Source organism: Chryseobacterium salivictor (genome assembly GCF_004359195.1).
In the GTDB taxonomy this organism is placed as follows: domain Bacteria; phylum Bacteroidota; class Bacteroidia; order Flavobacteriales; family Weeksellaceae; genus Kaistella; species Kaistella salivictor.
Window position 1 is genome coordinate 2,814,807 of sequence record NZ_CP037954.1, and the last position, 26,539, is coordinate 2,841,345.

29 protein-coding genes are annotated in these 26,539 nt (G+C 36.7%); 13 read left to right on the forward strand and 16 right to left on the reverse strand.

Going from position 1 to position 26,539, the window contains the following annotated elements; translation table 11 throughout:
• Positions 1–199 precede the first annotated feature (199 nt).
• Positions 200–541, forward strand: coding sequence for a MerR family transcriptional regulator (locus NBC122_RS12780; protein ID WP_133440747.1), 342 nt, complete (start codon positions 200–202; stop codon positions 539–541).
• Between the two features lie 85 nt (positions 542–626).
• Positions 627–2,063 carry a helix-hairpin-helix domain-containing protein gene (locus NBC122_RS12785; RefSeq protein ID WP_133440748.1) on the forward strand — a complete coding sequence of 479 codons (1,437 nt, stop codon included), beginning with the start codon at positions 627–629 and terminating at the stop codon, positions 2,061–2,063.
• Positions 2,064–2,110: 47 nt separating this feature from the next.
• Here the strand turns inward: NBC122_RS12785 and NBC122_RS12790 are convergent, their stop codons facing one another.
• On the reverse strand, positions 2,111–3,982 hold the full coding sequence (locus NBC122_RS12790) for an endonuclease (RefSeq protein ID WP_133440749.1): 1,872 nt from the start codon (positions 3,980–3,982) through the stop codon (positions 2,111–2,113).
• A 191-nt stretch (positions 3,983–4,173) separates the two neighbouring features.
• Here NBC122_RS12790 and NBC122_RS12795 point away from each other — a divergent pair, with 191 nt between their 5' ends.
• From NBC122_RS12795 to NBC122_RS12835, 9 genes are all read left to right on the forward strand, one after another.
• Positions 4,174–5,313, forward strand: coding sequence for an acyl-CoA dehydrogenase family protein (locus NBC122_RS12795; RefSeq protein WP_133440750.1), 1,140 nt, complete (start codon positions 4,174–4,176; stop codon positions 5,311–5,313).
• Positions 5,314–5,412: 99 nt separating this feature from the next.
• A complete protein-coding gene (locus NBC122_RS12800; protein WP_133440751.1) occupies positions 5,413–5,880 on the forward strand; it encodes a pyrophosphohydrolase domain-containing protein in 468 nt (155 codons plus the stop codon).
• A gap of 31 nt (positions 5,881–5,911) precedes the next feature.
• Positions 5,912–6,472 carry a TlpA family protein disulfide reductase gene (locus NBC122_RS12805; protein ID WP_133440752.1) on the forward strand — a complete coding sequence of 187 codons (561 nt, stop codon included), beginning with the start codon at positions 5,912–5,914 and terminating at the stop codon, positions 6,470–6,472.
• 50 nt (positions 6,473–6,522) lie between these two features.
• A complete protein-coding gene (locus tag NBC122_RS12810; protein ID WP_133441128.1) occupies positions 6,523–7,089 on the forward strand; it encodes a DUF4230 domain-containing protein in 567 nt (188 codons plus the stop codon).
• 10 nt (positions 7,090–7,099) lie between these two features.
• Positions 7,100–7,288, forward strand: coding sequence for a hypothetical protein (locus tag NBC122_RS12815; protein WP_133440753.1), 189 nt, complete (start codon positions 7,100–7,102; stop codon positions 7,286–7,288).
• Positions 7,289–7,408: 120 nt separating this feature from the next.
• Positions 7,409–7,780, forward strand: a complete 372-nt coding sequence (locus NBC122_RS12820; RefSeq protein ID WP_133440754.1) for a hypothetical protein — start codon at positions 7,409–7,411, stop codon at positions 7,778–7,780.
• Positions 7,781–8,046: 266 nt separating this feature from the next.
• Entirely contained in the window at positions 8,047–9,966 is a 1,920-nt protein-coding gene (thrS, locus tag NBC122_RS12825) for a threonine--tRNA ligase (protein WP_133440755.1), read from the forward strand.
• 92 nt (positions 9,967–10,058) lie between these two features.
• The gene (infC, locus tag NBC122_RS12830) at positions 10,059–10,565 is read left to right on the forward strand and encodes a translation initiation factor IF-3 (RefSeq protein ID WP_185145765.1); all 507 of its coding nucleotides are present in this window, start codon (positions 10,059–10,061) and stop codon (positions 10,563–10,565) included.
• A 321-nt stretch (positions 10,566–10,886) separates the two neighbouring features.
• A complete protein-coding gene (locus tag NBC122_RS12835; protein WP_133440757.1) occupies positions 10,887–11,411 on the forward strand; it encodes a hypothetical protein in 525 nt (174 codons plus the stop codon).
• 225 nt (positions 11,412–11,636) lie between these two features.
• On the opposite strand, the gene NBC122_RS12840 is transcribed toward NBC122_RS12835, so the two are convergent.
• From NBC122_RS12840 to NBC122_RS12850, 3 genes are all read right to left on the reverse strand, one after another.
• Positions 11,637–12,818: an MFS transporter gene (locus tag NBC122_RS12840; RefSeq protein WP_133440758.1), complete on the reverse strand. Its 1,182-nt coding sequence runs from the start codon at positions 12,816–12,818 to the stop codon at positions 11,637–11,639.
• 103 nt (positions 12,819–12,921) lie between these two features.
• Entirely contained in the window at positions 12,922–13,392 is a 471-nt protein-coding gene (locus NBC122_RS12845; protein ID WP_133440759.1) for a GNAT family N-acetyltransferase, read from the reverse strand.
• A 299-nt stretch (positions 13,393–13,691) separates the two neighbouring features.
• Positions 13,692–14,294, reverse strand: coding sequence for a hypothetical protein (locus tag NBC122_RS12850; protein ID WP_133440760.1), 603 nt, complete (start codon positions 14,292–14,294; stop codon positions 13,692–13,694).
• 507 nt (positions 14,295–14,801) lie between these two features.
• Between NBC122_RS12850 and rpmI the strand changes: the two genes are divergently transcribed.
• Both rpmI and rplT read left to right on the forward strand, forming a co-directional pair.
• Positions 14,802–14,999 carry a 50S ribosomal protein L35 gene (gene rpmI, locus NBC122_RS12855; protein ID WP_027377392.1) on the forward strand — a complete coding sequence of 66 codons (198 nt, stop codon included), beginning with the start codon at positions 14,802–14,804 and terminating at the stop codon, positions 14,997–14,999.
• Between the two features lie 117 nt (positions 15,000–15,116).
• Positions 15,117–15,461, forward strand: coding sequence for a 50S ribosomal protein L20 (rplT, locus tag NBC122_RS12860; RefSeq protein ID WP_133440761.1), 345 nt, complete (start codon positions 15,117–15,119; stop codon positions 15,459–15,461).
• A gap of 326 nt (positions 15,462–15,787) precedes the next feature.
• Here the strand turns inward: rplT and hisIE are convergent, their stop codons facing one another.
• From hisIE to NBC122_RS12920, 12 genes are all read right to left on the reverse strand, one after another.
• A complete protein-coding gene (gene hisIE / locus NBC122_RS12865; RefSeq protein ID WP_133440762.1) occupies positions 15,788–16,378 on the reverse strand; it encodes a bifunctional phosphoribosyl-AMP cyclohydrolase/phosphoribosyl-ATP diphosphatase HisIE in 591 nt (196 codons plus the stop codon).
• A gap of 88 nt (positions 16,379–16,466) precedes the next feature.
• Positions 16,467–17,219 carry an imidazole glycerol phosphate synthase subunit HisF gene (gene hisF, locus NBC122_RS12870; RefSeq protein ID WP_133440763.1) on the reverse strand — a complete coding sequence of 251 codons (753 nt, stop codon included), beginning with the start codon at positions 17,217–17,219 and terminating at the stop codon, positions 16,467–16,469.
• Positions 17,220–17,933 (reverse strand): 1-(5-phosphoribosyl)-5-[(5-phosphoribosylamino)methylideneamino]imidazole-4-carboxamide isomerase, encoded by a 714-nt coding sequence (gene hisA / locus NBC122_RS12875; RefSeq protein ID WP_133440764.1) that lies wholly within the window; start codon positions 17,931–17,933, stop codon positions 17,220–17,222. It abuts the gene before it with no gap.
• A gap of 158 nt (positions 17,934–18,091) precedes the next feature.
• A complete protein-coding gene (gene hisH / locus NBC122_RS12880; protein ID WP_133440765.1) occupies positions 18,092–18,673 on the reverse strand; it encodes an imidazole glycerol phosphate synthase subunit HisH in 582 nt (193 codons plus the stop codon).
• The gene (gene hisB, locus NBC122_RS12885) at positions 18,670–19,764 is read right to left on the reverse strand and encodes a bifunctional histidinol-phosphatase/imidazoleglycerol-phosphate dehydratase HisB (RefSeq protein ID WP_133440766.1); all 1,095 of its coding nucleotides are present in this window, start codon (positions 19,762–19,764) and stop codon (positions 18,670–18,672) included. The genes hisH and hisB overlap by 4 nt, the downstream gene beginning before the upstream one ends.
• A 3-nt stretch (positions 19,765–19,767) precedes the next feature.
• The gene (hisC, locus tag NBC122_RS12890) at positions 19,768–20,790 is read right to left on the reverse strand and encodes a histidinol-phosphate transaminase (protein WP_133440767.1); all 1,023 of its coding nucleotides are present in this window, start codon (positions 20,788–20,790) and stop codon (positions 19,768–19,770) included.
• The gene (hisD, locus tag NBC122_RS12895; protein WP_133440768.1) at positions 20,780–22,075 is read right to left on the reverse strand and encodes a histidinol dehydrogenase; all 1,296 of its coding nucleotides are present in this window, start codon (positions 22,073–22,075) and stop codon (positions 20,780–20,782) included. The genes hisC and hisD overlap by 11 nt, the downstream gene beginning before the upstream one ends.
• 47 nt (positions 22,076–22,122) lie before the next feature.
• Entirely contained in the window at positions 22,123–22,980 is an 858-nt protein-coding gene (gene hisG, locus NBC122_RS12900) for an ATP phosphoribosyltransferase (protein ID WP_133440769.1), read from the reverse strand.
• A 271-nt stretch (positions 22,981–23,251) separates the two neighbouring features.
• Positions 23,252–23,680, reverse strand: a complete 429-nt coding sequence (locus NBC122_RS12905; protein ID WP_133440770.1) for a hypothetical protein — start codon at positions 23,678–23,680, stop codon at positions 23,252–23,254.
• 53 nt (positions 23,681–23,733) lie between these two features.
• On the reverse strand, positions 23,734–24,831 hold the full coding sequence (locus tag NBC122_RS12910; protein WP_133440771.1) for a glycosyltransferase family 4 protein: 1,098 nt from the start codon (positions 24,829–24,831) through the stop codon (positions 23,734–23,736).
• A complete protein-coding gene (locus NBC122_RS12915) occupies positions 24,828–25,604 on the reverse strand; it encodes a polysaccharide deacetylase family protein (RefSeq protein WP_133440772.1) in 777 nt (258 codons plus the stop codon). Before NBC122_RS12915 ends, NBC122_RS12910 begins: the two co-directional genes overlap by 4 nt.
• 2 nt (positions 25,605–25,606) lie before the next feature.
• Entirely contained in the window at positions 25,607–26,536 is a 930-nt protein-coding gene (locus tag NBC122_RS12920; RefSeq protein WP_133440773.1) for a glycosyltransferase family 2 protein, read from the reverse strand.
• Positions 26,537–26,539: the final 3 nt, after the last annotated feature.

The window sequence follows — 26,539 nt, forward strand, 5'->3', positions numbered from 1 at the left end:
ATACCACGAATACACGAATTTTTCTTCAATGGGATGAAAATAAAAAACACTCCGCTGGTTTCTATAACCTCCATCAATTTTTAATTCGTGTATTTGTAGCAAAAATGACCGATAAAAATAAGTTTGCCCTGAAAATGAGCAATATTCTATTCAGAAAAGTCTTAATTTTTATGTAATTTTGTTTTTTGACCTTTTCCAAATGAAAATTAATTTACCAGATAAGCTCTATTATTCTATTGGCGAAGTTTCCAAAGCTTTTGATGTCAATGCTTCGCTGATTCGTTATTGGGAGCAGGAGTTTCCTATCATAAAGCCCAAGAAAAACAAAAAAGGAAACCGATATTTTACTCCGGAAGACATTAAAAACCTGAAGATAATCTATCATTTGGTTAAAGAAAAAGGCTATACGCTCGATGGCGCCAGAATCGCTTTAACTACCAACTCTAAAATCTCTGAAACCGTCTCGATGATTGACCGGCTAGAGTTTGTAAAAGCTGAATTACAAAAATTAAAAGAATCACTCGCAGAAAGAGCCGAATAAAAATAACTGTTTTTGTTAATAAAAATAGGTGTTTTTCACTTTTATACGATTTTTTTTCATAATAGCTTTACGGAAAATTACTATCATGAGATTCTCCGTACCATTATCAGCAGCAAAAAATTATTTTCTGGGCTTTGCAGTAGCCTGTATTTTTTTGGGGTCTGGCTTGTACTTTTTCAATACCGACAAAACTGACGAAAAAGCACCGCTCACTTTTTTAGAGAGTTTAGAAACAGAAAACCTCACGACTAAAAAAGTCAGTTTAACCAAATTTAATCCGAATGACCTCGATGAACAGCAATGGATAAATTTAGGATTCTCTGAACGGCAGGTAGCCACCATCCTTAAATATAAATCTGTGGTGGGCGGAAATTTCAGTTCAAAGGAACAGTTCAGGAAATGCTATGCCATTTCGGAAGAAAAATATATGGAATTAGAACCGTATCTGCTTCTTCCCGACCACGCAAAAAAATCGAATTCTTACCAAAATTATGTGCGCAGTTACAGCTCCGGAAGAACTTACTACAGCGCTGCCACTTCACCGAAGAAGGGGTTATCTATTCCCGAAAAATTTGATCCTGACGCTTACAGCATCAATGATTTTATTAATTTAGGTTTTACAGAAAAGCAAGCCATTTCGATTTTGAAATATAAAAACTATCTGGGTGGAAGTTTTATCAGCAAAGAAAAATTTAAAGAATGCTATATCATCAGCGAAGAAAATTACAGAAAACTGGCCCCTTATTTACTTCTTCCTGAAACAGCTTCTGGAAACAGTTTCGAAAAAAAAACCTTTACAAGCCAGACTTCCTCCCATGAAAAACCAGCGGTTACTTATTCCCAATTTGACCCAAACACGACCAACCTTGAAGGCTGGAAAAATCTGGGTTTTTCTGAAAAACAAGCACAGGTAATCATTAATTACAGAGACAAAAATCTGAAAGGAAGCTTTAAATCATTAGAAGACATCGCCCGTTGCTTTGTAATTTCTGCGGAAAAATTTGAACAGTTAAAACCCTATATCATTTTAAATTCCCAAAATCTAAATAATAGAAACTTACCAAATCCGCCTGTTACTATAAACAGTCCTCCTCCTTATCAAAATGCCAAAACGCCAGGTAGTGAAGAAACAAAAACTGATTTTACGAAAACAGATTTGAACAAAATCACTTTCAAACAATTGATAGAGTTTGGTTTTGATGAAAAAAGTGCTGCAAGTTATATCGGATTTCGAAATAAATTGGGAGGATTCGTTTCTGCCAAGCAGATTGTCGACACCTACAATATCGACAGAGATCTCGCTGAAAAGCTGATAGCAACCGCACCTTTATCTACAGATAACATTCCAAAATATGCTCTGATGGACGCCCCGGAATCCTGGTTGAAAAGCCATCCGTACTTTAAATACTACGCCGATAAAATCATCTACTATAGAATCAGCTATTCGGATGAGAAAAAATTTTTCAGAACAATGAACATCAAACCCGAAGCAGAGCAGAATATGAGATTATACCTTAAATAAAAAATCAGCTTCCGGGGAAGCTGATTTTTTATAAAACACCGTCATTATTAGTTTTTGATAAACTTCAATGATTCTTTATCAAGTTTTAAAATATAGACGCCAGGATTCAACTTTTGAACATTGATGAAGTTTTTATTCTTAAACGGTAAATTCTCCTGCTGAATAAATTTTCCTGAAATATCGTAAATAGAAGATTTTTGAATTTTCTCAACCTGCTTTCCTTTGATGTATAAAGTATTTCCAACCGTAGGATTCGGGTACACAGACCAGTCGTTACTGCTGTAAATACTGACATCGGAAGCTGCTAAAACTCCTAAATTCTCACAATAATCTGTCGGGTAACTTTGCCACTCCGAAAGCGAAAAAGTTTTGGCAGGATTCGTCACTGATGGCAATCTATAAAGGGAAACATCGGATAAAGTTGATGAATTATTCATTCCGTAAGTTCCGATCGCCTCTACGGTGGTGGTATTATATTTCAATTCCATATAATTACTTCCCACGAAAGTCATTTGTGGAGCTGCGGAAACAAACTTCGCCTGTTCATTAGTAATGCAAGATAAATTAGCTCTCGGATTAAGAACTACAAAAGTTTCGTTATGCTCCACAGTTCCTTCCAATTCATAAGGAGCCGGAGAATAATAATTTGTTCCGCTATAGAACTGAATATTGATGCGATACTTGTTCAAATTAACAGCATGCCCGGTTTTATTCGTGATTTCAATAGCTTTATTATCAGCTGTTCCTTCCAAATATTTGGTAATCATTAAATCTTTTGCATAAATATCCTCATCTAAAGTGGTTACGGACAACAAATTACTTTCCGGTGATTCGGTGTAATTTCGGTAATATGCTTTTACCGTAAATTGATAAGAGGTAGACGGAGAAAGATGATCTGCCGTAAAATTTGCATTTTTTGTATAGCCAACCGAATTTCCGTTTTGAAAGATTTTATATCCCAAAACATCGCGATCTGAAGAAGGAGTCCAGATTAAATTAACAAAATACGCACTGGTCTGCGAACTGCTTAAATTCTGTGGAGCTTGCGGAGTTATGACCGCGTGACTTTGCGACCAAATTGAGTCGACCCATTCGGGATGATCGATGAAGGGATTTCTGTTTTTCTGAATCGCATACACCGCATTGTTTCTCTCAACTTCTTTAGGCGAAACGGGATCATTCTTATGCCATTGCAGAAGCATTGCTAAAAACCAATCTTCATAAGCCTTCTCTTCTGTTCCATCCAGAGGGCTTGTGTCATTTGCTGGCGAAGTACCGTTATAGTAATTGAAAGAATTTAATTTTCCTTCATACCGAACCACATAATACAATAAAGTTCTGGCAATATCACCTTTAAATTCGGAATTTGGCTCATAGACTCTGCCAGTATAAGCGGAATTTGGCGTGCCGTTTTTACTGATTTTAGAACCATTGGTAAAAGTGTAATAATTCGGTGTTCCTGCAATTCCGTAAGGATAATTACTTCTTAGTTGATTAATTTTCGCATCGGTAGGGATCACAAAAAACAAATCAGAATACATAGGATAATTGCTGTTGAAACTACTTTGCGGCATCATGTGTTCGCGGTTATACCCCAACCCTTCCGTTGCGGCAGAACTGATGAGATTTTCTTTGGTATAATGATAAGCAGTGGTTCCGTTTGGATTATTGCTGTACATATCCAGTAAATAAGTAGTGTTCGATGCATCATAATCATAATAATGATCCACGTCGGTTTGTCCATAGAAATTGGGCAAATCGCCATAATGCCAGGTAATGGTTTTGGAGGAAATGATATCATGAAGTTTCGATTTTAGTTCATACCCATTAAGCCCAGAAGTTCCGTCATAATAATTTGTCGGCGATTGAGAAAAAAAGAAGACAGGCAATAAGAAAACAGAAAATAAAAGTTGTTTCATTGTTAAAATTTTGGATTGCTAAATTAGTTAAATAACTAATGTTTGATAACTAAAAATCATTAATTTTTTATGAATTTTTTAAACACTGACAATACTTTTTGAAAAAAGAACCATCTATCACATATATTTTAAAGTTAAAAAAAATTTTCTTAATACATCATTTTAATTATCTTTGAAAACAAAAATAATATATGAACAGCGAGACTACTCACAACCTTAATATGATCGCAGAAACCGCCAGAGATTTTGCAGAAAAAAATATTCGTCCTAACATTATGGACTGGGACGAAAGCCAAACTTTCCCCGTAGAATTATTTCACCAGCTGGGTGATATGGGATTCATGGGAATCGTGATTCCGGAAGAATATGGTGGTTCGGGTCTGGGTTATCACGAATATGTGACTATTCTGGATGAAATCTCACAGGTAGATCCTTCGATAGGACTTTCTGTCGCTGCCCATAATTCACTGTGTACCAACCATATTTATGAATTCGGGAATAAGGAACAAAGACACAGATGGTTGCCGCAACTCGCTTCCGGTAAAGTCATCGGTGCCTGGGGATTAACCGAACATAACACCGGATCCGACTCTGGTGGTATGAGCACTACGGCCGTAAAAGATGGTGACGACTGGATTATTTCAGGAGCAAAAAACTTTATTACGCACGCCATTTCAGGAGATATCGCTGTAGTAATGACCAGAACCGGCGAAAAAGGAGCCAGAAATAATTCTACTGCCTTTGTTTTAGAAAAAGGAATGGCCGGATTTACGTCAGGTAAAAAAGAAAACAAATTGGGAATGCGCGCCTCAGAAACAGCAGAACTTATTTTTGACAGCGTAAGAGTTCCCGATGCAAACCGTTTAGGTGAGGTTGGTTCCGGCTTCAAACAGGCGATGAAAATCCTGGATGGAGGTAGAATTTCTATTGCTGCCTTAAGTTTAGGAATTGCAAAAGGTGCTTATAAAGCGGCTTTGAAATATTCGAAAGAAAGACATCAGTTCGGAAAAGCAATCAATCAGTTCCAGGCGATTAATTTCATGTTGGCAGATATGGCCACCGAAATCGATGCTGCCGAATTATTGATTCAGCGTGCTTCAAATCTAAAAAATGCCAAACAGCCAATGACCAAAGAAGGCGCAATGGCAAAATTATATGCTTCTGAAGCCTGTGTAAGAATTGCTAATAATGCCGTTCAAATTTTCGGAGGTTATGGTTATACCAAAGATTTCCCGGCTGAAAAATACTACAGAGATTCTAAACTCTGTACGATTGGAGAAGGAACTTCTGAAATCCAGAGATTGGTTATCGGAAGAGAAATTTCAAAATAATTCTTGTAGAAAAAAATATAATTAAAAGCTGCTTCATTCATGAGTCAGCTTTTTTATTTATTAAACTGAATGTATATATTTGTTAAAATTAAAAATTGAATGGATAAAATAGATTCCCTAAATCAGGTTGCAGAATTTCACAAAACATTTAATGCGCCTGTACTGGAAAAACCGGCAATTCCCGACTTTGACCGGTGCAACTTGAGAATTGCACTTTTGCAGGAAGAATTAAATGAACTGAAAGACGCCATCGCCGACAAGAATATGGTGGAAATTGCAGATGCTTTGTGTGATTTACAATACGTTTTAAGCGGAGCCGTTTTGGAATTTGGGTTGGGCGAAAAATTTGTCAGATTATTTAATGAAGTTCAGCGCTCCAATATGTCTAAAGCGTGCGCAAACCAACAGGAAGCTGCAGAAACAATCGCATTTTATAAGGAAAAAGGTGAAGCTGCTTACGCGCAAAATTCCGGGGATAAAATTAATGTACACCGCCTGTCTGATCACAAAGTTCTCAAAAACCTCTATTACTCACCCGCAGATCTGAAAACCATCCTGGAAGAATAATTATAATAATCCATTTTCAATTACCTATACAATGAGAAATTTCACTAAAACAATACTCACTGCATCTACGCTGTTTCTTGCGTTACAATCCTGCAATTCACAGAAAATTGTGATAAACCGTGAAGTAGAGACAAAAAATGATGGAAAAATGCTTTTAGGACCTCAAACAAAAAATCAACTCTTAAAAGAGCCTTACAATGAATGGTTCGGAAAAGAACACGACGAATACCAAATTGATCAGAAAGCAATTGCCGAACTGAAAAAAGAAAAACTGAATTCTTACAATATCACTTTGGTAATGGGAACCTGGTGTGAAGACAGCCACCGCGAAGTTCCCAGATTATTCAAAATATTGGAAGCGGTTGGATATCCGGAAAATAAACTTACCATGATCGCGGTCAACCGTAAAAAAGAAGCTCCGAACGGCGAAGAAGGCCCCTTAAATATTCAGCGGGTCCCGACCATCATCGTACAGAAATACGGCAAAGAAATTGGCAGGATTATTGAAAGTCCTTCAACAGGATATCTGGAAAGAGATTTAGTGGATATCCTTAAAAAAGACAATACATCCCTCAAAGATTTAATAAAGTAAATTTGAAAGCAAACCAAAAACCATTATTCTTTATCGCCGGCGCAGTAGTGATGTTGCTCCTCTTTTTTCTGTGGAATTCTTTAACAAAAAAAGCTGAAGACAAAGTTCAGAACGATTATTACATCATTACCAATCAAATAAGAAAGCTGAATAAACTGGTCGTGCTGGAACAGGATTTCTCGAGCATGCAGAAAACGAAAATCACCTCACAGATGTTAGGCAGCTCGCTGCTACCTTCCTCTGAAAAGCAGATTATCACCTTTACCAAAACCAATGCACAGGTAACCTTCGACTTGTCTAAAATGAAAATAAAAGTTGATTCTATCAATAAAAAACTCATTATTACAGAATTACCAAATGCAGAAATCCGAATCATTCCAAGCGTTGAAATTCAATCTTTGGATGACGCTTTCTTTAATCGGTTTACCAGCAAAGATTTTCAGAAAATCACCAAATCAGCAAAAGACAACGCTTATAAAACGGTCAACCAAAACAGACTTCGGGATGAAGGTAAAAAACAACTTTTAAAAGATTTAGATCAAATATTTGTTTTGGCAAAGGCTTTGAACTATAAAATAGAAGACCAGACCGGTCAGATCGATTTATCAAAACTTTAATTATCAAAGTATGGATTCTCCCAAAAATAAAAAAAACAAAGAAGCCCGCGTAAAAAAGGAAAATGAGGATTTACCCAATCTACCGGCCGCCACTGAAGAAATAAAAAATGAACATGCTGTAAAAAAACAAATTAAAAAAAGTTCCCGATTACAGCCCGATGGCAAGACTGACAATACAGATCAAAACAGCGAAAATTAATTTTCGCTGTTTTTTATTGTTAAAGTATTATTAAAGTCCGTCAGCACCAGCCAAATGTCACACAATTTGCATGCAATATGTTACGCATACCATTTTGCAGAATCCAACAAATTTTCAGCAATGACATATACTATAACCGGAGTTTTCCCAACCATCGACGACGCAATTTCAGCAGCCGAAAGCTTAACCAAAGCAGGATTTATCAAACAATTTCCTGGTTTTACAAAAAATACTAAATTTCAACCTGAATCTTTGATAGAAGATCATTTTATCGACCGGAATGAAATTTCAGTGTATACCCCCAACTTAAACCGGGCGCATAAAGCGAAAAATATTTTGATAAAATTTGGAGCTGAACTCAATAAGATAACAGGCATCTGCCACGAAAAAATACAGGATGCAAAACTAGCAAAGACCTCGTTTATGCACTCTAGAAAGAGAAAAAAACTAAAGAAAAGTAATATCAAGTTTAACCAGGAGCCATTAAACTGATGCCTCATCAATATTTTTTTTAATAGTTAGAAATCGTCTCAAAATGAAAATATAGGGACGATTTCTTATTTTGAAGATGAGTTTAACAACTTCAGAAAATAAACTTTTCATTTTCAAAATCCAAACCCTTTATCTTCAACACTCAAAAATTTCTCATATTTTGGAACTGAATACCATCAGTTTGCACTAATGGATAGTTTTCAATAAAAGACAATCCGATAAAGCAAAAAAATCCTTATTTTTGCAACTTAAATTTTTAGTTCAAAATGATTAAAATCACTCTTCCCGATGGAAGCATCAAAGAATTTGAAGGCGCGATAACTCCGCTTGACGTAGCAAAATCAATTAGCGAAGGTTTGGCAAGAAACACCATTTCCGCAATTTTAAACGGAACACAGGTAGAAACAACCACTCCTATAACCACAGATTCTACGCTTCAATTGCTGACCTGGAACGATGATTTGGGTAAAAAAGCATTTTGGCATTCCTCTGCTCACCTTTTAGCACAGGCGATTATGGAGTTTTATCCGGAGGCAAAATTAACGATAGGTCCGGCAATTGAGCAGGGTTTTTACTATGACGTAGATTTCGGCGACGAATCTTTATCAGAAAAAGATTTTGAGAAAATAGAAAAGAAAATGCTGGAGAATGCAAAAAAAAATACAACCTTCAGTCTATACCCTGTTTCAAAAGCAGATGCGCTAAAAGAATACGCCGACAATCCATATAAAACAGAATTAATTTCTAACCTGAATGATGGGGAAATTACTTTCTGTACCCACGATAACTTCACAGACTTATGTCGTGGCGGCCATATTCCGTCAACCGGAATTGTAAAAGCAGCAAAAATTCTTAACGCAGCCGGAGCTTATTGGAGAGGAGACGAAAAAAACAAACAGTTAACCCGCGTGTACGGAATCACTTTCCCGAAACAAAAAGATTTAACTGAATATTTAGAACGTCTTGAAGAAGCAAAACGGCGCGACCACAGAAAACTGGGTAAAGAATTAGGAATCTTTGCTTTCTCTGAAAAAGTAGGTGCAGGTTTACCGTTATGGTTACCAAAAGGGACTGCACTCCGCAAAAAACTCGAGGATTTCCTATCGGCTGCTCAGAAAAAATCAGGGTACGAATTCGTAATGACGCCGCATATTGGTGCCAAAGAATTATACGTAACATCCGGTCACTGGGATAAATACGGCGCTGACAGTTTTCAGCCCATCAAAACTCCGAACGAAGGTGAAGAGTTTATGTTAAAACCAATGAACTGTCCACATCACTGCGAAATCTATAAAGTGGGGCAATGGTCTTACAAAGATTTACCAAAACGTTTTGCAGAATTCGGAACGGTTTACAGATACGAACAGTCAGGAGAACTCCATGGTTTGACCAGAGTCCGTGGCTTTACCCAGGATGACGCACACATTTTCTGTACACCAGATCAGTTGCTGGCAGAATTCGAAAATGTAATTGATTTAACACTGTATGTTTTTAAATCTTTAGGATTTGAAGATTTTGTCACTCAGGTTTCTTTAAGAGATCCGAAGAACAAAGAAAAATATATCGGCAGCGATGAAAACTGGAAAAAAGCAGAAGATGCGATTATACAGGCTGCTCAAAAGAAAGGCTTAAACTATGTGATTGAATATGGCGAGGCAGCTTTCTATGGTCCTAAACTCGATTTCATGGTCAAAGATGCACTCGGTCGTAAATGGCAATTGGGAACGATTCAGGTAGATTATAATTTACCGGAAAGATTTGACCTCTGGTACAACGGAAGCGATAATGAAAAACACCGGCCAGTGATGATTCACCGTGCGCCATTCGGTTCTATGGAAAGGTTTATTGCAATTTTGCTGGAAAATACAGCAGGAGATTTCCCTCTTTGGTTAGCTCCAAATCAGTTCACTATTTTACCGATAAGTGAAAAATATGTGGATTATGCAAAAAAAGTTTCACAATTGCTGGAAAATCACGATATTTGTGGACTGGTTGATGAACGAAACGAGAAGACGGGTAAAAAAATCCGGGATGCAGAATTACAGAAACTGCCATTTATGCTGATCGTAGGTGAAAATGAAGAAGGTACCGGAACAGTTTCTGTAAGAAGAAGAGGTGAAGGAGATCTGGGCACCATGAGCGTAGAAGACTTTATCAATTACTTCAAAAAAGAAGCAAAAATTTAAAAAAAATAGAATTTAACCAATTAAAATAAGACACCATAGCACAAAAATTTCATTACAGAGGTAGAGGTCCACAGAGACGTGTTCAAGAAGATTTGCACCAGATTAATCAAAAAATCCGGGCAAGAGAAGTACGTTTAGTAGGTGATAATGTGGAACCAGGCGTTTATCCGCTAGAAAAAGCTCTTGAAATAGCAAAAGATCAGGAATTAGATTTAGTGGTTATTTCAGATAAAGCAGAACCTTTTATTTCCAGAATTCTGGATTATAAAAAGTTTCTTTATGAGCAAAAAAAGAAGCAGAAAGAACTAAAGGCCAAACAAGTAAAAGTGACCGTAAAAGAAATCCGATTCGGTCCGCAAACCGATGAGCATGATTACGATTTCAAGAAAAAACACGCCGAAAAATTCTTAGAAGAAGGTTCAAAACTGAAAACTTACGTTTTCTTTAAAGGCCGTTCAATCATCTTTAAAGATCAGGGAGAAATCCTTCTTCTTAAGTTGGCTCAGGAATTAGAGCACGTTGGAAAAGTTGATCAATTGCCGAAATTAGAAGGCAAGAGAATGATTATGATGATGAGCCCGAAAAAACCGGCTAAGTAAATTTGATGATCAGTTGATTTTTCAACTTTGAATTATAAAATAGCAAAGAGATTCTTTTGAATCTCTTTTTTTTTGCGTTAAAATCAAATATCTTTTTTACAATCGTACGCTGAAAATAACAATGGAAGAGGGAAAAAATAATGTTTAGACAAGACAGTTTAATTACAGAAAAATTTTCATTTAAAGAAACTTTACCGAAATTTCCGTTTCAGGGTTTGTGTTAAAAACTTGTAAAGTTGACTATAGGCATTGATTTTGTCATCATTTTTGATATGATATCAACTACCAAATTACCATTAATAATATTAAAAAATTAAAATTATGTCGTATACCATCGTGGGAATGTTCCCGAACAATGAAGATTTAGATAGAGTCGAAAGACAATTCGAAAGTGCCGGTTTTCCAAAACAAGATTATACTATTTCGCGCTATTCCACTTCAGCATTAGACGACAAATCCTCAGGTTTTAATCATTTCAAGGAAGATGAAAAAACTTCGGGATTTTGGCATTGGCTTTTCGGTGATAATGAAGATGAAAAAAATAAATACAGTTATGCCGGTACAAAAAGTAATATTGTAACCGTTTACACTGATGAAATGGACCGTGCGGAAAAAGCGAGAAAAATCATGAACGATGAAGGAGCAATTAACGTCAACGAATTTACAAAAGAAAGATATCCCGAAACCGCTCAAAAACATAATGATCTAAGTGAAGCGGAGCGCGCCAGAATAATTACCAAAGCAAAAAACAATCTTTATTTTACCGACGCAACCCGGTTTTATGATGCCACAAGCGATGGCATGGAGTCGGATATGGACTCTGAAGGAAGTCGAAATACCTTTTAAAAAAAATTATTTCACAGCAATTTCGTTATTATTGAAATCGTTTTTTTAGCCTGAAAATGATTTCAATGATGAGCCCTAAAAATCCTGCTAAATAAATTTGATGATCAGTTGATGTACTGATTTCTTGCTAACATTGCTTTGATTGATAAACTAAAAAAGAGACTCTAACGAATCTCTTTTTTAGTTAAATACTAATTTATAAAATTTCAGCCTCAGTTATCAAAATCAAAGTGCCAGTTTATCCGTTTCAAAACGTCCCTTTTGGTGTAAATACCGGTATCGCAAACTTATGAGCAATCCGAAAAAAGTCATTCCGACACCGACCAGTGCAGGGTAATTGAATGCATATCCTTTTTCTAACGGAATTCCGCCCAAAAAAGCTCCCAAAGCATTCGCAATATTAAATCCTGCCTGCATAAAAGCGGCTGCCATCATTTCGCTTCTTGGTGCCGCCTTCATCATCATAATATTAATCGGTGCTGCAACAGCCATGGACAGGGCTCCACAAATAAAAGTAAGCACCAGGGAAACACTTTGATATTCTGACAGAAAAAACACTCCCACTAAAGAAAACATCATTGAAAACAATAAAAGGGAGCATGTTTTTTCCGGACCCAACCGGTCAGATAAAAATCCACCGGCCAGGTTTCCGACGACCATTCCTGCACCGGCAAGCACCATTACATAAGCCATGTGAGCACTGTCAATTTTTGACACTTCGGTCATTAAAGGCGTGATATAGCTGAACCACGTAAATAACCCTCCAAATCCGATGGCTGTAATGAGCAAAACCAACCAGGATTGTTTATGTTTTAAAAATTTTAATTCCTCTAAAAAATGAGTCTCTCCTTTTCTTTCTATTTCCGGTAGCCAAAATTTTAAAGACAGAACGGTGGCCACCCCAATGATTCCAACAATCACAAAATACCACCGCCAGTGAAAGATGTGACCAATATAGGTAACGAACGGAACCATCGCGAGATTCGCGACGGTAAGTCCCGTAAACATCAGTGATATATTAAATGCTTCCTTGCCTTTCTGTGCCATTCTTGCAGCAACCACCGTTCCCACTCCGAAGAATGCACCGTGTGGTAAACCTGAAAGAAATCTGATGATCAGCATGGTAGTATAATCGGGCGCAATTGCCGAAAGACCATTAAATAAAGTAAAAATAACCATTAAGGCAATCAATACTTTTTTGGGTGGAAATCTCACTGCATATCCAATGATTAAAGGCGCTCCGATGACCACGCCAAAAGCATACGCCGAGATCAAATGCCCTGCTTGTGGAATGTTGACTTGTAAAGTATCTGCGATGTCCGGCAATAAACCCATTACCGCAAATTCCGTCGTTCCTATTCCTAAACCTCCGATGGCCAGAGGTATTATTCTTTTATCTAACTTCATTCTCCTATTTTCAAGGTGCAAAAATGAGGAAAATATTCAACGATTACTTCAATTTCTGTTATTTAAATCTGATTTGTGTGATTGATGGTATCAGTAAGAAAATTCACAAAATATGTTTTTCCATTTTAATGTTTGCTCTTTCGTAAAGGCCTTCATCCAGCTTAATTTCAGAAAAACCGTATTTACGGTAAAGGTGAATGGCAGATTCTAATTGCGTATTGGAGTATAAAATTAAAGTTTTTAGGTGTTTTTGTTTCGCAAAATCTAAGCAATGCTCCATTAAAAGTGTTCCGATTTTGTAGCCTTGTGCCTTTTCAGAGACGGCCATTTTTCCTAATTCATAAACACTTTCTGTTTTCTTTAACAGGGAAACGGTGCCCACAATTTTATCATTGAGTTTTGCATAAAAAATAAATCCACCTTTATCAATGATCTCTTCTCTTGGATTGGAGAGCGATTTTATATCACTTTCTTCCACCCGAAAGTATTTTTCCAGCCATTCGTAATTAAGGAGTTTGATGGCTTCTTTCAGGTCGTCAGAATATTCTATTATTTCAATTTTATTTTGGATCATGGTTTTTATAAATCGGTTTTTATAAAGGACTGTAAAGCTTCCAACAAAAATAATTTAAAAATGCGGAACGTTAAATATCGGCAGAATCTTTTGGAATTAAAACTGTTCTGCGGAATCGGCGGTTATTTCCGACAGAGATTGCAGCGAGCAAATTACCGGAAATAAAGTTAATGATGTTTTCGGATTAAAGTAGTAGAATTTGCAAGGGAGGAAATGGAAACTGCCAAAGTGGGATATTTAAATTAAAACAAAAATATGGCTAAAATCCTTGTTGCAGATAGATAGATTTTCGAACGTTTTTATTTTATCCCAAATTGTTTAACCATCCAATGATTAGTATGATTATCCACTAAATCTTTTTTAATTTTCTCATCTTTTGTATCTAAATATTTATAGACTTTTAGCGGAACAGAGTTTGGATATTGAATTAAGCTATTTGAAATTATTTCAGCAGACTCTTTCGTTGCTCCAGCAGAGTTTAAAGCTTCCGCTTTATAAATATTAATAATTATAGGAACACTTCCGTAAGTGTTTTTCAATTCGCTTTCTAAATCTTTGATCAAATTAATCTGAAAATTTGGATCAGGCTGTTTTCCAACTGCAGCGGTTTCAGTAATATGGTTTTGGTATAGCAAAAACATAGTTAGTATCTGCAAATTTTTTGCTTTTTTATCAGAATATAACTTTTGAATTCTTTGGGAAATGTCTTCGCTTAATTCCCCTTGATCAGATTGTAATCCTTGTTCGTAGAAATCATTGAAAAGATGATATACTGTTTTGTCAGCTTTGTCAGTTTTTGAATCTTTTTTTATTTTTTCAATAAATGTTTTATAATCTTCAGAATTTTGGGAAAATAAATTGAGGGAAATTAAGAGTAAAAAGAATAGTATTAAATTTTTCATTTTTTAATAAGTTTTACTTGGTGGCGTTCATCTAAAACTACGGGCAACAAAACCATTACCCGGACAAGTCGGACATCTTCGTCATTCATTATCATCTCAAATATAAAGAATAATTCCCACAAAAGATCTAAATTTCATCAACGATAATCATATCGGCACACAAAATCTTCTAATTAACAAAACGCTCCCGCGTGAGGGATCGCAGCGGTTACCCCGGAATAAGCGGTGGGAAAGCTTTGGCATGAGGAGTATGAGCGGAGAGCCCGACCTGAAGGAGGGAATGGTTCCGTCGTCAGACGGGATAATGACCGACTGAAGGGCACGCCCAATTCTGAACTCAGGAACAAATTAACCTGCGAGAACCTTTATTGATATTCGGTCATAATATGTTTTTGTAATTCACTGAAATTTCGTACTTTTGCAGTCTGAAAAATGTGTAGAATACTGTAAAGTGGGTGCACATGACAAGAAAATGACATTGATAACAAATAGATAAAATTAAGCAAAATGCCAAAATTAAAAACTAAATCAGGTGCTAAGAAGCGTTTTAAGCTGACCGGAACCGGAAAGATTAAAAGAAAAGGTGCTTTCAAAAGCCACATCCTGACCAAAAAAGAAACGAAGCAAAAGAGAAATCTTACGCAAACTTCTTATGTTGCAGAAGTGGACAAAAAGAGCGTTTTACGTCAATTAGCTTTAAAATAGTTTTTATAAATCAACCGGTTTATAAGAATTAACAAATTCAGAAAATTTAACCCTGAAACGGTGCAAACAAGTGTAATGAAATAATTTGCCGCCCTTTTCAAAAAAACAAATTTAATTATGCCAAGATCAGTAAATGCAGTAGCTTCAAGAGCTCGCAGAAAAAAAGTAATTAAGCTGGCGAAAGGTTTTTTCGGTAGAAGAAAAAACGTTTGGACCGTCGCTAAAAATGCCGTACAAAAAGCAATGCAATATGCTTACCGCGGTAGAAAAGAAAAGAAAAGAAATTTCAGATCTCTTTGGATCATGCGTATCAACGCTGGTGCAAGAGAACACGGAATGTCTTACTCCCAGTTTATGGGCGCTCTTAAAACGAACAACATCGAATTGAACAGAAAAGTTTTAGCTGATTTAGCAATGAATCACCCTGAAGCGTTCAAAGCAATCGTTGATCAAGTAAAATAAATGTAGAATTATTTGTTATCAATTATAAATCTCATACCACCAGGTATGAGATTTTTTTATGAGATATGCTCAGTTTTATATAAATTTTAAAAACTAAAGGTTGTTGACAAAAAAACACGCTTAAAAACAAATTGACAAAAGCTCTAAATGATGATGTTTTTTTTATAACGCAACGGCGCAACGGTTAGCTGACAATCATGCTGTTTTGCGTGTGTTTTTTAGGACGCAAGGACGTTACACTTAGCAAATGCGCAAGAAGAAACAAAATTAGATCGCTTATTAATCTGTGAGATCTGTGGAATCTGTGAGAAGTAAAAGCCCTTATATTACTTTCTATTTCTTTCCAGCAACACCTCTTCGATCTCAGTTAGAGAAAAAGATTTTGCTTTCAGCAAGATTAAAAAGTGATACAGCAAATCTGCCGCTTCATTTTTAAAAAGATCGGCATTATCATCTTTCGCTTCAATGACCAGTTCTACCGCTTCCTCCCCTACTTTCTGCGCCATTTTATTGATGCCTCTCTGGTACAATTGGTAGGTGTAAGAGTTTTCAACTTTGTCATCAATTCGTTCTGAAACCGTTTCCTCTAATTCATACAAAAATCCACTCGATTTTTTTCCGCCAAAACAACTGAAACTTCCGGTGTGACAAACATTCCCTGCTGGTTTTGCCTGAATTAAAAGCGCATCGGAATCGCAGTCTTCTTTAATGCTTTTTACATAAAGGTAATTTTCAGAGGTTTCTCCTTTTAGCCAAATCCTGTTTTTGGTGCGGCTGAAGAAATGAACCCGTCCGTCTTTCTGAGTTAATTCCAGCGCTTCTGCATTCATATAACCCAACATTAAAACCTGTTGTGTGCGGGAATCCTGAATAACTGCGGGAACCAAACCGTTCCCTTTTTCAAAATCTATATTCATCTGTAATTTTTTATTGTTTTTAAATTAAATGTCATAAGCAAGCATCAGACTTTATTTGTGTTTATTGGTAAACTTGTTAATAACGATTTCACCGTATGGCGAGTTTATTTTGTTTTAAATGCCGTTTAAGGTCAGAAATATTGACTTCATTGAAATGAAAAATACTCGCAGCCAAAGCACCGGTCACTTTTGTTTGGGTGAAAACTTCGGTAAAATCCTCCATTTTTCCTGCGCCGCCGGAAGCGATGACCGGAAGTTGACAAACCCCGGCAACATTCTGCAACATTCGGATATCGAAACCGTTTTTCGTACCGTCAAAATCCATGGAAGTCAGCAATATTTCTCCGGCTCCGAGATCAGTAACGGTTTTCACCCAATCCAGCGTTTTCAGTTCCGTCTGAATTTTTCCACCATTAATGAAAACATAATCTTCACGATTAATATTCTTCGTATCAATCGCCACCACGACACACTGATTCCCGAATTGCTGTGCGAGTTCCCGAACGAGTTCCGGTCTCCGAACTGCCGCAGAATTGATGGAGACTTTATCCGCGCCGGCTTTTAATAAAGCTTCAACATCTTCTACAGAAGAAATTCCGCCACCAATCGTAAAAGGAATATTGATCTCTGAACTCAGTTTTTCAACGAGTTGAATCAAAGTTTTCCTGTTTTCTAAAGTCGCCGTAATATCCAGAAAAACCAATTCATCAGCACCGTCTTTGACATACTTCTTGGCAAGTTCCACAGGATCGCCGGCAATCCGTAAATCTTCAAACTGAATTCCTTTCACCGTTTTTCCGTCTTTGATATCCAGACACGGGATTATTCTCTTTTTCAACATTTAATTAAATTTTTGAAGTTCTTTTAAACTGATTTTTCCCTCGTATAAAGCTTTTCCGATGATCGCTCCGGAACAGCCGATCTGTTTTAAATCCTGCAAATCCTGTATTGAAGAAATTCCGCCGCTTGCAATTAATGAAATTTTGCATTGACTTAAAATCTCTTTATACAATTCAAATGAAGGCCCTTCCAACATTCCGTCTTTTGAAATATCGGTGCAGATGACTTCTTTCAATCCTTTCGTTTCATAAGATTGAATAAAATCCAGAACATCCAGATCAGAATCGGTTAACCAACCGGACGTTTTTATTTTCCGGTCTAAACAGTCTGCGCCTAAAATTAATTTTTCGGCACCAAATTCACTAATCCATTCTTGGCAAAGTCCCAGATTTTCAACGGCAATACTTCCGATTGTCACTTGATTCGCTCCGGCATTGAAAGCACTTTGCAAACTTTCTCGCGTTTTTATGCCACCTCCAAAATCAATAATTAAATTCGTTTGAACTGCGAGCATTTCTAAAGTTTTTAGATTTTGAATGGTTTTCGCTTTCGCCCCATCCAGATCGACCAAATGTAGATATTGGATTCCGTGCTCTTCATATTCTTTGGCGATATCCAAAGGATTTTCATGATAGATTTTTTTGGTGTCGTAATCGCCTTTCGAGAGACGTACGCATTTCCCGTCGATGATATCTATGGCTGGAATGAGTTTCATTTTTATTTTAGTTTTAAAACCACAAAAAGAACAAAAATTTTTTACTCCTTAAAGCAACTCAAAAATCTATAAAAGAATGAGAATAAATACATTCCTTTTGTCAACTTTAGGAGATAAAATGTAAACTTTTACTTCTGTGACTTTGTGGTTAAAGTCTTTTATTTTAATTTTAAAAAATTTTCAAGAATCTTAGAACCAACATCGCCAGATTTTTCAGGGTGAAACTGCGTTCCATAAAAATTGTCTTTTTGCAAAGCCGCAGAGAAAGGTAAAATATAATCGCACTCGGAAGTCGTATTCTCTCCCACTTCACAATAGTAGCTGTGGACAAAATAGAAATTATCTTCTGCGGAAATTCCTTCTAAAAGTTTACCTTCTATCGCCTGTAAATTATTCCAACCCATGTGCGGAACAATATCGGTGGCGGGAAATTCCTTTACTTTCAGATCAAAAATCCCCAGACATTTGGTATTACCTTCTTCCGAAAAATTGCACAACAACTGTTGTCCCAAACAGATTCCCAAAAACGGTTGTTTCAAAGTCGGAATCAACGTATCTAAATTTCTCTGTTTTAAATAATTCATCGCTGTCGAAGCTTCACCAACTCCTGGAAAAATTACTTTTTCAGCATTTCTGATTTCCTCAGAATCTGAAGTGATGATGGTTTCAAAACCTAACTTTCTTACGGCATTTTCCACGGATTTTACATTTCCGGCGCCGTAATCGATGATTGCTATCATAGTATACCTTTGGTACTTGGGATGGAAAAATTGTTTTGATCCTGCTTTACGGCATCGCGTAAAACTTTGGCAAAAGCTTTGAAAATAGATTCAATTTTGTGGTGTTCATTCTCGCCCTCACACTGAATATTGAGATTGCATTTTCCGGTATCCGTAAATGATTTGAAAAAGTGATAAAATAATTCCGTCGGAACATCGCCAATTTTTTCTCTTTTAAAATCTACATTCCAAACGAGCCAGTTTCTACCTCCGAAATCCAGTGCAATCTGCGCCAAACAATCGTCCATCGGCAAAGCAAACGCGTATCTTTCTATTCCTTTTTTGGATCCCAAAGCCTGTTCAAAACAGGTTCCCAGAACCAAAGCCGTATCTTCGATGGTGTGATGTTCATCGACCTGCAGATCGCCATTGACCAAAATTTCCAAATCAAAATTTCCGTGTTTGGAGATCTGTTCCAACATGTGATCAAAGAACGCCAAACCTGTATTAATATTCGATTTTCCGCTTCCATCCAGATTCAGTTCGATGGTAATTTCGGTTTCTTTTGTTTTTCGGCTGATCTTTGCTTTGCGCGGAATCTGTTTTAAATATTGATAAATTTCATCCCAGCTTTCCGTGGTCAAAGTGGCGTCTTCCAAATTTTCCTTTCCAATAAAAATAGATTGTGTGCCTAAATTTTTCGCCAGTTCTACATCCGTTTTTCGGTCGCCAATGACGAAAGAGTTTTTCAGATCGTAATTTCCGTAAATGTATTTCTGCAGTAATCCGGTTCGCGGTTTTCTGTTGGGCGAATTTTCTGTTTCAAAACTGTTGTCAATAAGGAGATCAGCAAAAACAATATTTTCATTGGCTAAAATGGTCAGCATTTTCTCCTGAGGAATTCTGAAATCTTCTTCAGGAAAAGAATCCGTTCCCAAACCGTCCTGATTGGTCACCATGACCAATTCATAGTCGAGTTCGTTGACAATTTTGGCTAAATTCTGAATCACTTTCGGATAAAATTCCAGTTTTTCTAAAGAATCTACCTGTAAATTTATCGGCGGTTCTATAATTAAAGTTCCGTCACGGTCGATGAATAATACTTTTTTCATGATTTATATTTCTGATAATACGTTTAAAACTTTTAAATTCTCTTCAGGTTTCCCGACACTCAGCCGGAGACAATTTTTTAACTGCGGGTGGCGAAGACTTGTATAAATATTGGCTTCATGTAATTTCTGATAAACCTTTTCGGCATCTTTAAATTCCACCAGAAAAAAATTAGCATGTGACGGATATATTTTGACAACCTCTTTATTTTCTGCCAAACCTTTCTTCAATTTTTCTTTCTCTGCTAAAATGGTCTGAATGTTTTCAGCCTGTTCATCTTCTTTTTCCAATTGTTCCAAAGCCAGCCGCTGACTTTCTGAACTGATATTATACGGAGGCTTAAACCGGTTAAAAAACGCAGCAATTTCTACCGATGAAATCCCAACTCCAATTCTTAATCCCGCCATTCCATAAGCTTTAGACAACGTTTTTAAAACAATTAAATTCGGATATTGATTCAGTAAACTGACTGTTGATTCCAGAGGCGAAAACTCGATATATGCTTCGTCCACAACCACGATTCCATTAAAACTTTGAATAAAATACTCCAAATCATCAACCGAATTTCCTGTCGGATTATTGGGCGAACACAGGAACAAAATTTTAGCCTGAGTTTTTGAAATAGCATTTTCAAACTCCTTTTTATCCAACTGAAATTCTGAATTCAGCTGCAGTTTTTCAACTTGCACATTATTCATTTTCGCATAAATTTCGTACATGACAAAACTGGGATTGAAAACCATTACCGAATCTTTCCCCGGATCACAAAATACTCTCATGATCAAATCGATCAGTTCATCACTTCCGTTTCCCAAAAACAAATTTCCGGTTTCAACCTTATTGATTTCCGCCAGTTTTTGTTTTAACCGAACATTTTCAGCATCCGGATAGCGGTTGAAATTTCCGAAAGGATTTTCGTTGGCATCCAGTAAAATGAACTGGTTTTTGTTTTCAACCGGTCGCGAAGTCGAGTAGGATTTCATTCCCACCAAATGCGGTCTGATTGTCTTTTCTAAATTAAATTCCATTTTCTAAAGATTTTAAGCGAAGTGAAACTGCATTTTTGTGGGCCATCAAACCTTCTGCGGCAGCCATAATTTCTATTGTTTTTCCAATATTCTGAATCCCGGTTTTTGATATTTCCTGGATGGTTATTTTCTTGACAAAACTGTCGAGCGAAACACCGCTGTAATTCCTGGCAAAACCGTTGGTCGGCAAAGTGTGATTGGTTCCGCTGGCATAATCTCCGGCAGATTCCGGCGTATAATTTCCGAGGAAAACAGAACCGGCACTGGTGATTTTTGAAACAGAATTTCTGGGATTGTCAACCGCTAAAATTAAATGCTCCGGAGCATAAAAGTTACTCATTTCAATGGATTTATCAAGATTTTCCATTAAGATAAAAGAGCTTTTTTCCAAGGCAGATTTTGCGATTTCGTTTCGCGGAAGATCGGATAACTGTTTTTTAATTTCCTTTAAAGTTTCATTAAAAACAGTTTCATCTGTCGCAATAAAAATCACCTGAGAATCGGTGCCGTGTTCGGCTTGTGACAATAGATCTGCCGCGCAAAATTCCGGATTTGCAGTTTGATCGGCAATCACCAGAACCTCACTGGGACCCGCCGGCAAATCGATTGCCACATTATATTCCATGGCCAATTGTTTCGCCTGCGTAACATACTGATTTCCGGGACCGAAAATTTTATCTGCTTTAGAAATACTTTCTGTTCCAAAAGTTAAAGCTGCGATCGCCTGGGCACCGCCAACTTTAAATATTTTGGAAATTCCACACAGATTTGCCGTGTACAAAATCGCGGGATTGACCGAACCGTCGTTTTGCGGTGGCGTACACAAAATAATTTCTTTACAACCCGCAATCTGAGCCGGAATGGCCAACATTAAAACGGTAGAAAAAAGCGGCGCCGTTCCGCCCGGAATGTACAACCCCACTTTTTCAATCGCTCTGGATTCGCGCCAACAGACGACGCCTTCTGTGGTTTCAATTTCATCGGATTTCTCTTTCTGAGCAAAGTGAAATTGGTAAATATTCTCCTTTGCCTGAGAAACCGCCTCTTTTAATTCCGGTGAAACCTGATTAATTGCCAATTCTATTTCCTCTTTCGCAACCAATAAATTATCGATGTTTACCCGATCGAATTTTTCCGAGAATTTTTTTAATGCTGAATCACCTTCATTTCTAACTTCAATGAAAATTTCCTGAACGGTATTTCTCAAATTAGTTTTTTCAAGAACCGGCCTCTGTAAAAGAGTTTCCCAGGTATTCTGCGCTGGATATTTAATAATATTTTTCATATCTAATCATCTAATGTCTAATATCTAATCGTCTCCTTTCTAATTTTTCACAAAACCATTTTTTCGATTGGGATGACCAGAATTCCTTCGGCTCCACATTTTTTTAATTCATCGATAATTTTCCAGAATTCATTTTCGCGAACTACCGAGTGAATACTGCTCCATCCAGATGCCGCCAGCGGCAAAACGGTTGGAGATTTCATTCCGGGTAAAATTTCAATAATTCTGTCAATAGCATCGTTCGGGGCATTCAGCAAAATGTATTTATTTTCCCGCGAATTGATAACCGCCTGAATTCGGAACAGGAAAGATTCCAATATAACGGAAATATCTTCGGGAAGATTTTGACTGGAAATCAAAACGGCTTCACTCTTTAAAACCTGCTCCACTTCTTTCAAACCATTGTGCAAAAGTGTACTTCCGGAACTCACCAAATCCGCTATCGTGTCTGCTAAACCAATACTTGGCGCAATTTCAACACTTCCTGAAATCTCAACAATTTCTGCCTCAATATTATTTTTTTCGAAATAATTTTTAACAATGTTTGGATAAGAAGTCGCGATTTTCTTTTGGTTGAAAAAGCTGAGATCAGAATAGTCCTGCTCTTTTGGAATAGCCAATGACAACCGGCAGTTGGCAAAACCCAGCTTTCTCACTACCTCTACATTTTTGCCTTGTTCTAGCACTTCATTTTCCCCAATGATCCCGATATCGACGATGCCCTGTTCTACATATTTTGGAATATCATCATCGCGGAGGAAAAGAATTTCCAGCGGAAAATTAGTAGCTGAGTTTTTGAGTTTGCTTTTAAAATCCGGGATTTTTATACCGCATTCTTTTAATAGTTCAAGAGATTTTTCGCTTAACCGTCCGGTTTTCTGGATGGCGATCTTTAATTTGTTCATCTTCAGTTTTGGGATTGGGTCTGAACAAATGTCTTAATTTTTTAAACAAAAAAAACCGTCTTTGCTCAGACGGTTTATTATTATTTTAGCCACTTTGGACCACATTAAATCAACTCGTCTTTAGATGAGATGATAATGATGGAATAAAGCGGTTGTATTTTTCATGTTATTTTAACTGTGCAAATATAGCTGATAAATTTCCGAATGTGCAAGATATATTTTTTATAAAAACATAAACACCTGATAAACAGATACTAAATTTGATAATAATTTATTTCTTCAACTTATTATAAAAATTTTGAAGGGTTTTTAATTCGACTTCATTTTCCACCAATTTCTTCTTTAACTTATCGATATCAAGATGGAGTTCCGATATTTTTTCTTTAAACTTTTCCTTTTCTGCATCTGATTTAGCCTGCATTAATTTCTCATTCGCGTCTGTTTTCTTTTGCAGCAATAATTTCAACCTGGTTTCATATTTTGCTTTTTTACTGAAGTTCAGTTCGAACTGTTCGTCCATCTGTTTTATTTTATCTTTAGTACTCTTGTCCGCACTGCTCTGCATTTCGTTCAGAGCGCTGTTATAACCGGCATTGGAAACCAGTTCTTTGGTTTGCGTTTGTTCGAATCTTTGTTTCTCATCCTGCGAATACAGGAACGTGGACACTATAAAAAAAGCAAATAGTAAAATATTTTTCATCCTGTTTTGTTGATTGTAAAATAATTTCTGTTTTGAATACTTCTTTTGGTTACCTAAAGAATCTGCCGGTAAACACTCATCAAATCCTGCGCAATATTTTCATCATTAAATTTTTGAACGAATACCAAACTTTTTTCTGCCCGACGTTTTCTTTCGGATTCGTTATTCCAGAGAAACAGAATTTTTGCTTTGATATCTTCAACATCATGAGGGTTAATATAAACTGAATCTTTTCCTCCAGCTTCCGGAAGACAACTTACATTACTTGTAATAACCGGTGTTTCAGAGAAAAGAGCTTCGATCACAGGAATCCCGAAACCTTCAAAAAAACTGGAATAAACGAAAATATCTGCGAGTTTAAAAATTGCCGCAAGTTCTTCCATTGAAACATTTTCCAGAAAGATAATCTGGCTCTTCAATTGATGCTTGAGGATATACTTTTCTATTTTCTTAAAGTATTTCGTTTTCTTACCGACGACGACCAAAGGAATTTTTGTTCCGTTAACCGCTTTCACCACATTTAGTAAATTTTTACGTTCTTCGATGGTTCCAACATTCAGGATGAATCTTTCAGGTAAAAGATATTTTTCCTTAACTGAAATTAAAAATTCTTCACTTTGATTTTCCTTGAAAGCGTGATGACAACCTTGGTAAACAACTCGGATTTTTTCTTCCGGAACTTTTAAGAATTTAATAATATCTCTTTTCGTCTGTTCAGAAATGGCAATAATAACATCCGCCTGAACGGAGGCTCTTTTAAATTTCCAGAAATGAATCATCCGGTCGAAAAAAGAATAATACTGCGGATATCTCATGAAAATCAAATCATGAATGGTGACTATTTTTTTAATCGGTTGATCCGTCCATTTTAAAGGCAGTTCACCGGAAAGGCCGTGGAAAATACCGGCGTTTGTTTTTTGCGCGTCTATTCCCATTTTAAATTGCCGCGACATCGTTCCTTTGGAAGTTTCGACAAAAAAAACATTGGGTAAATTTAAAATATCTTTTCCTTTCTCAGATTGATTTTCATTGAAAAGAACATAGTCATTTTCAGGAAAAGAGGTCGCCAAAATCCTTACCAAATCGCGGGAATAGTTTCCTAAACCCGAACTGTTATTAAAGAAACGTTTCCCGTCAAAAGCAATTTTCATGATGAAATATTTTTTTGAAATTCCTGAAAAGTTCCGAACTGACAGCCGGAATTCTTTAGCCAAAATAGAAACTGATCAAACCTTTCGATCATTTCTTTTCCTGAATTTTTGGTTGCAAATCCGGGAAGTTTAAATTTCCCGTCTTTAATTTCTGCAAACTCCCAAGGATGAAAATAAATATTCAGATAGTTGTCTTTTTTCAAAACATCTTTCGCCAGTTTTTTATAGAAACTTAAAGGGAAATTATGGAAACTCAGCCAAAATAACGGAATCCTGAAATTCGGAGAAACAGAAGCCGGAATCTGTAGAACGTCGCTTTCTTTAAAATAGGTTCGCGATACTTTTAAATTATTGTATCTTCCGGGAAGAAAGGTCGGGTTGACCGATGAATTGTAGGAATAACCGGCTTTTTCAACTTCTTTTTCATCCACTTTCATCATTCTCGGCATTCGAAGTCCGGTAATCTCGGTATTAAAAAGTTCCATTAATCTTTCACGGGATTTTTTCAGATCTTCAATTTCAAATTTTGAATGAAACCAAGTATGAGAAGCCAATTCGTGACCTTCTTCTAAAAGCTGCTTTATTAAATCTTTATTATTTTCCGCAAAAACAACCGTTGAAAAAAAAGTAGCTTTCGCGCCATATTTTTTCAGAAGTTCCAATATATTCTGTAGTCCTTTTCTCGAAATTGAAAGCTGTTCCTCAAAGGAAATATCGCCTTTATACTCAAACGGCATATCAAATTCTTCAATATCAAAACTGAGTAAAACCATTGTTAAAAATTTTTGGAACGGATGATATAATTCGGTCTTTCTTTTACCTGTTTGAAGATTTTGCCCAGATAAATGCCGATGATTCCCATAATGATTAACTGTAAACCGCCAAAAAAGACAACGGTCATAATCAAAGAAGCCCAGCCGGAAATTTCAGTTTTCGTAATAAAAGAATGAACCACATAAATTCCGTATCCGAAAATAGAAAAAACAGAGAAAATGAATCCAAGATACGCCGCCAAATACAATGGTTTCACACTAAATGCTGTAATTCCTGTAAAAGCAAACTTCATCATTTTTTTAAGATCATAACTGCTTTCACCAAACGTCCGCTCACCTGCGGTAAAACGAATTCCGGCTCGCCTGAAACCCATCCAGTTCGATAATCCCCGGAGAAAAATATCCGCTTCATTCATATTCCGCACAACACCGACCACCGAAGCATCCATTAATCGAAAGTCAGAACCGCCCCCTTCAGAAAGATTAACATCGGATATTGCGGATAAAAACTTATAATAGATCGTAGACGTTTTTCTTTTAAAAGCAGAAATTTGTTTAGGATAAGTTCGTATCGTGTAAATGATATCAAATCCTTCTTCCCATTTTTTTATCATGTCGGGAATGAGTTCCGGCGGATGTTGCAAATCGGCATCCATTGATATTACAGCGTTTCCGGTAGAGAGATCCATTCCAGCTTTTACGGCGGGTTGATGTCCGAAGTTCCGGGAAAATTCAATAAACTTTACTTCTTCAAAATTCCTGGCCAGTTGTTCGAGTTTTGCCTGAGTCTGGTCGCGGCTTCCATCATTTACAAAGATGATTTCGAAAGTGTAATTTTTAAGTTTAGCAAAAACTTCTTTGACTCTTTGATGAATCAAGACGACATTATCTTCTTCGTTATGAGCGGGAATGACGATGGAAATCTTCTTCACAGC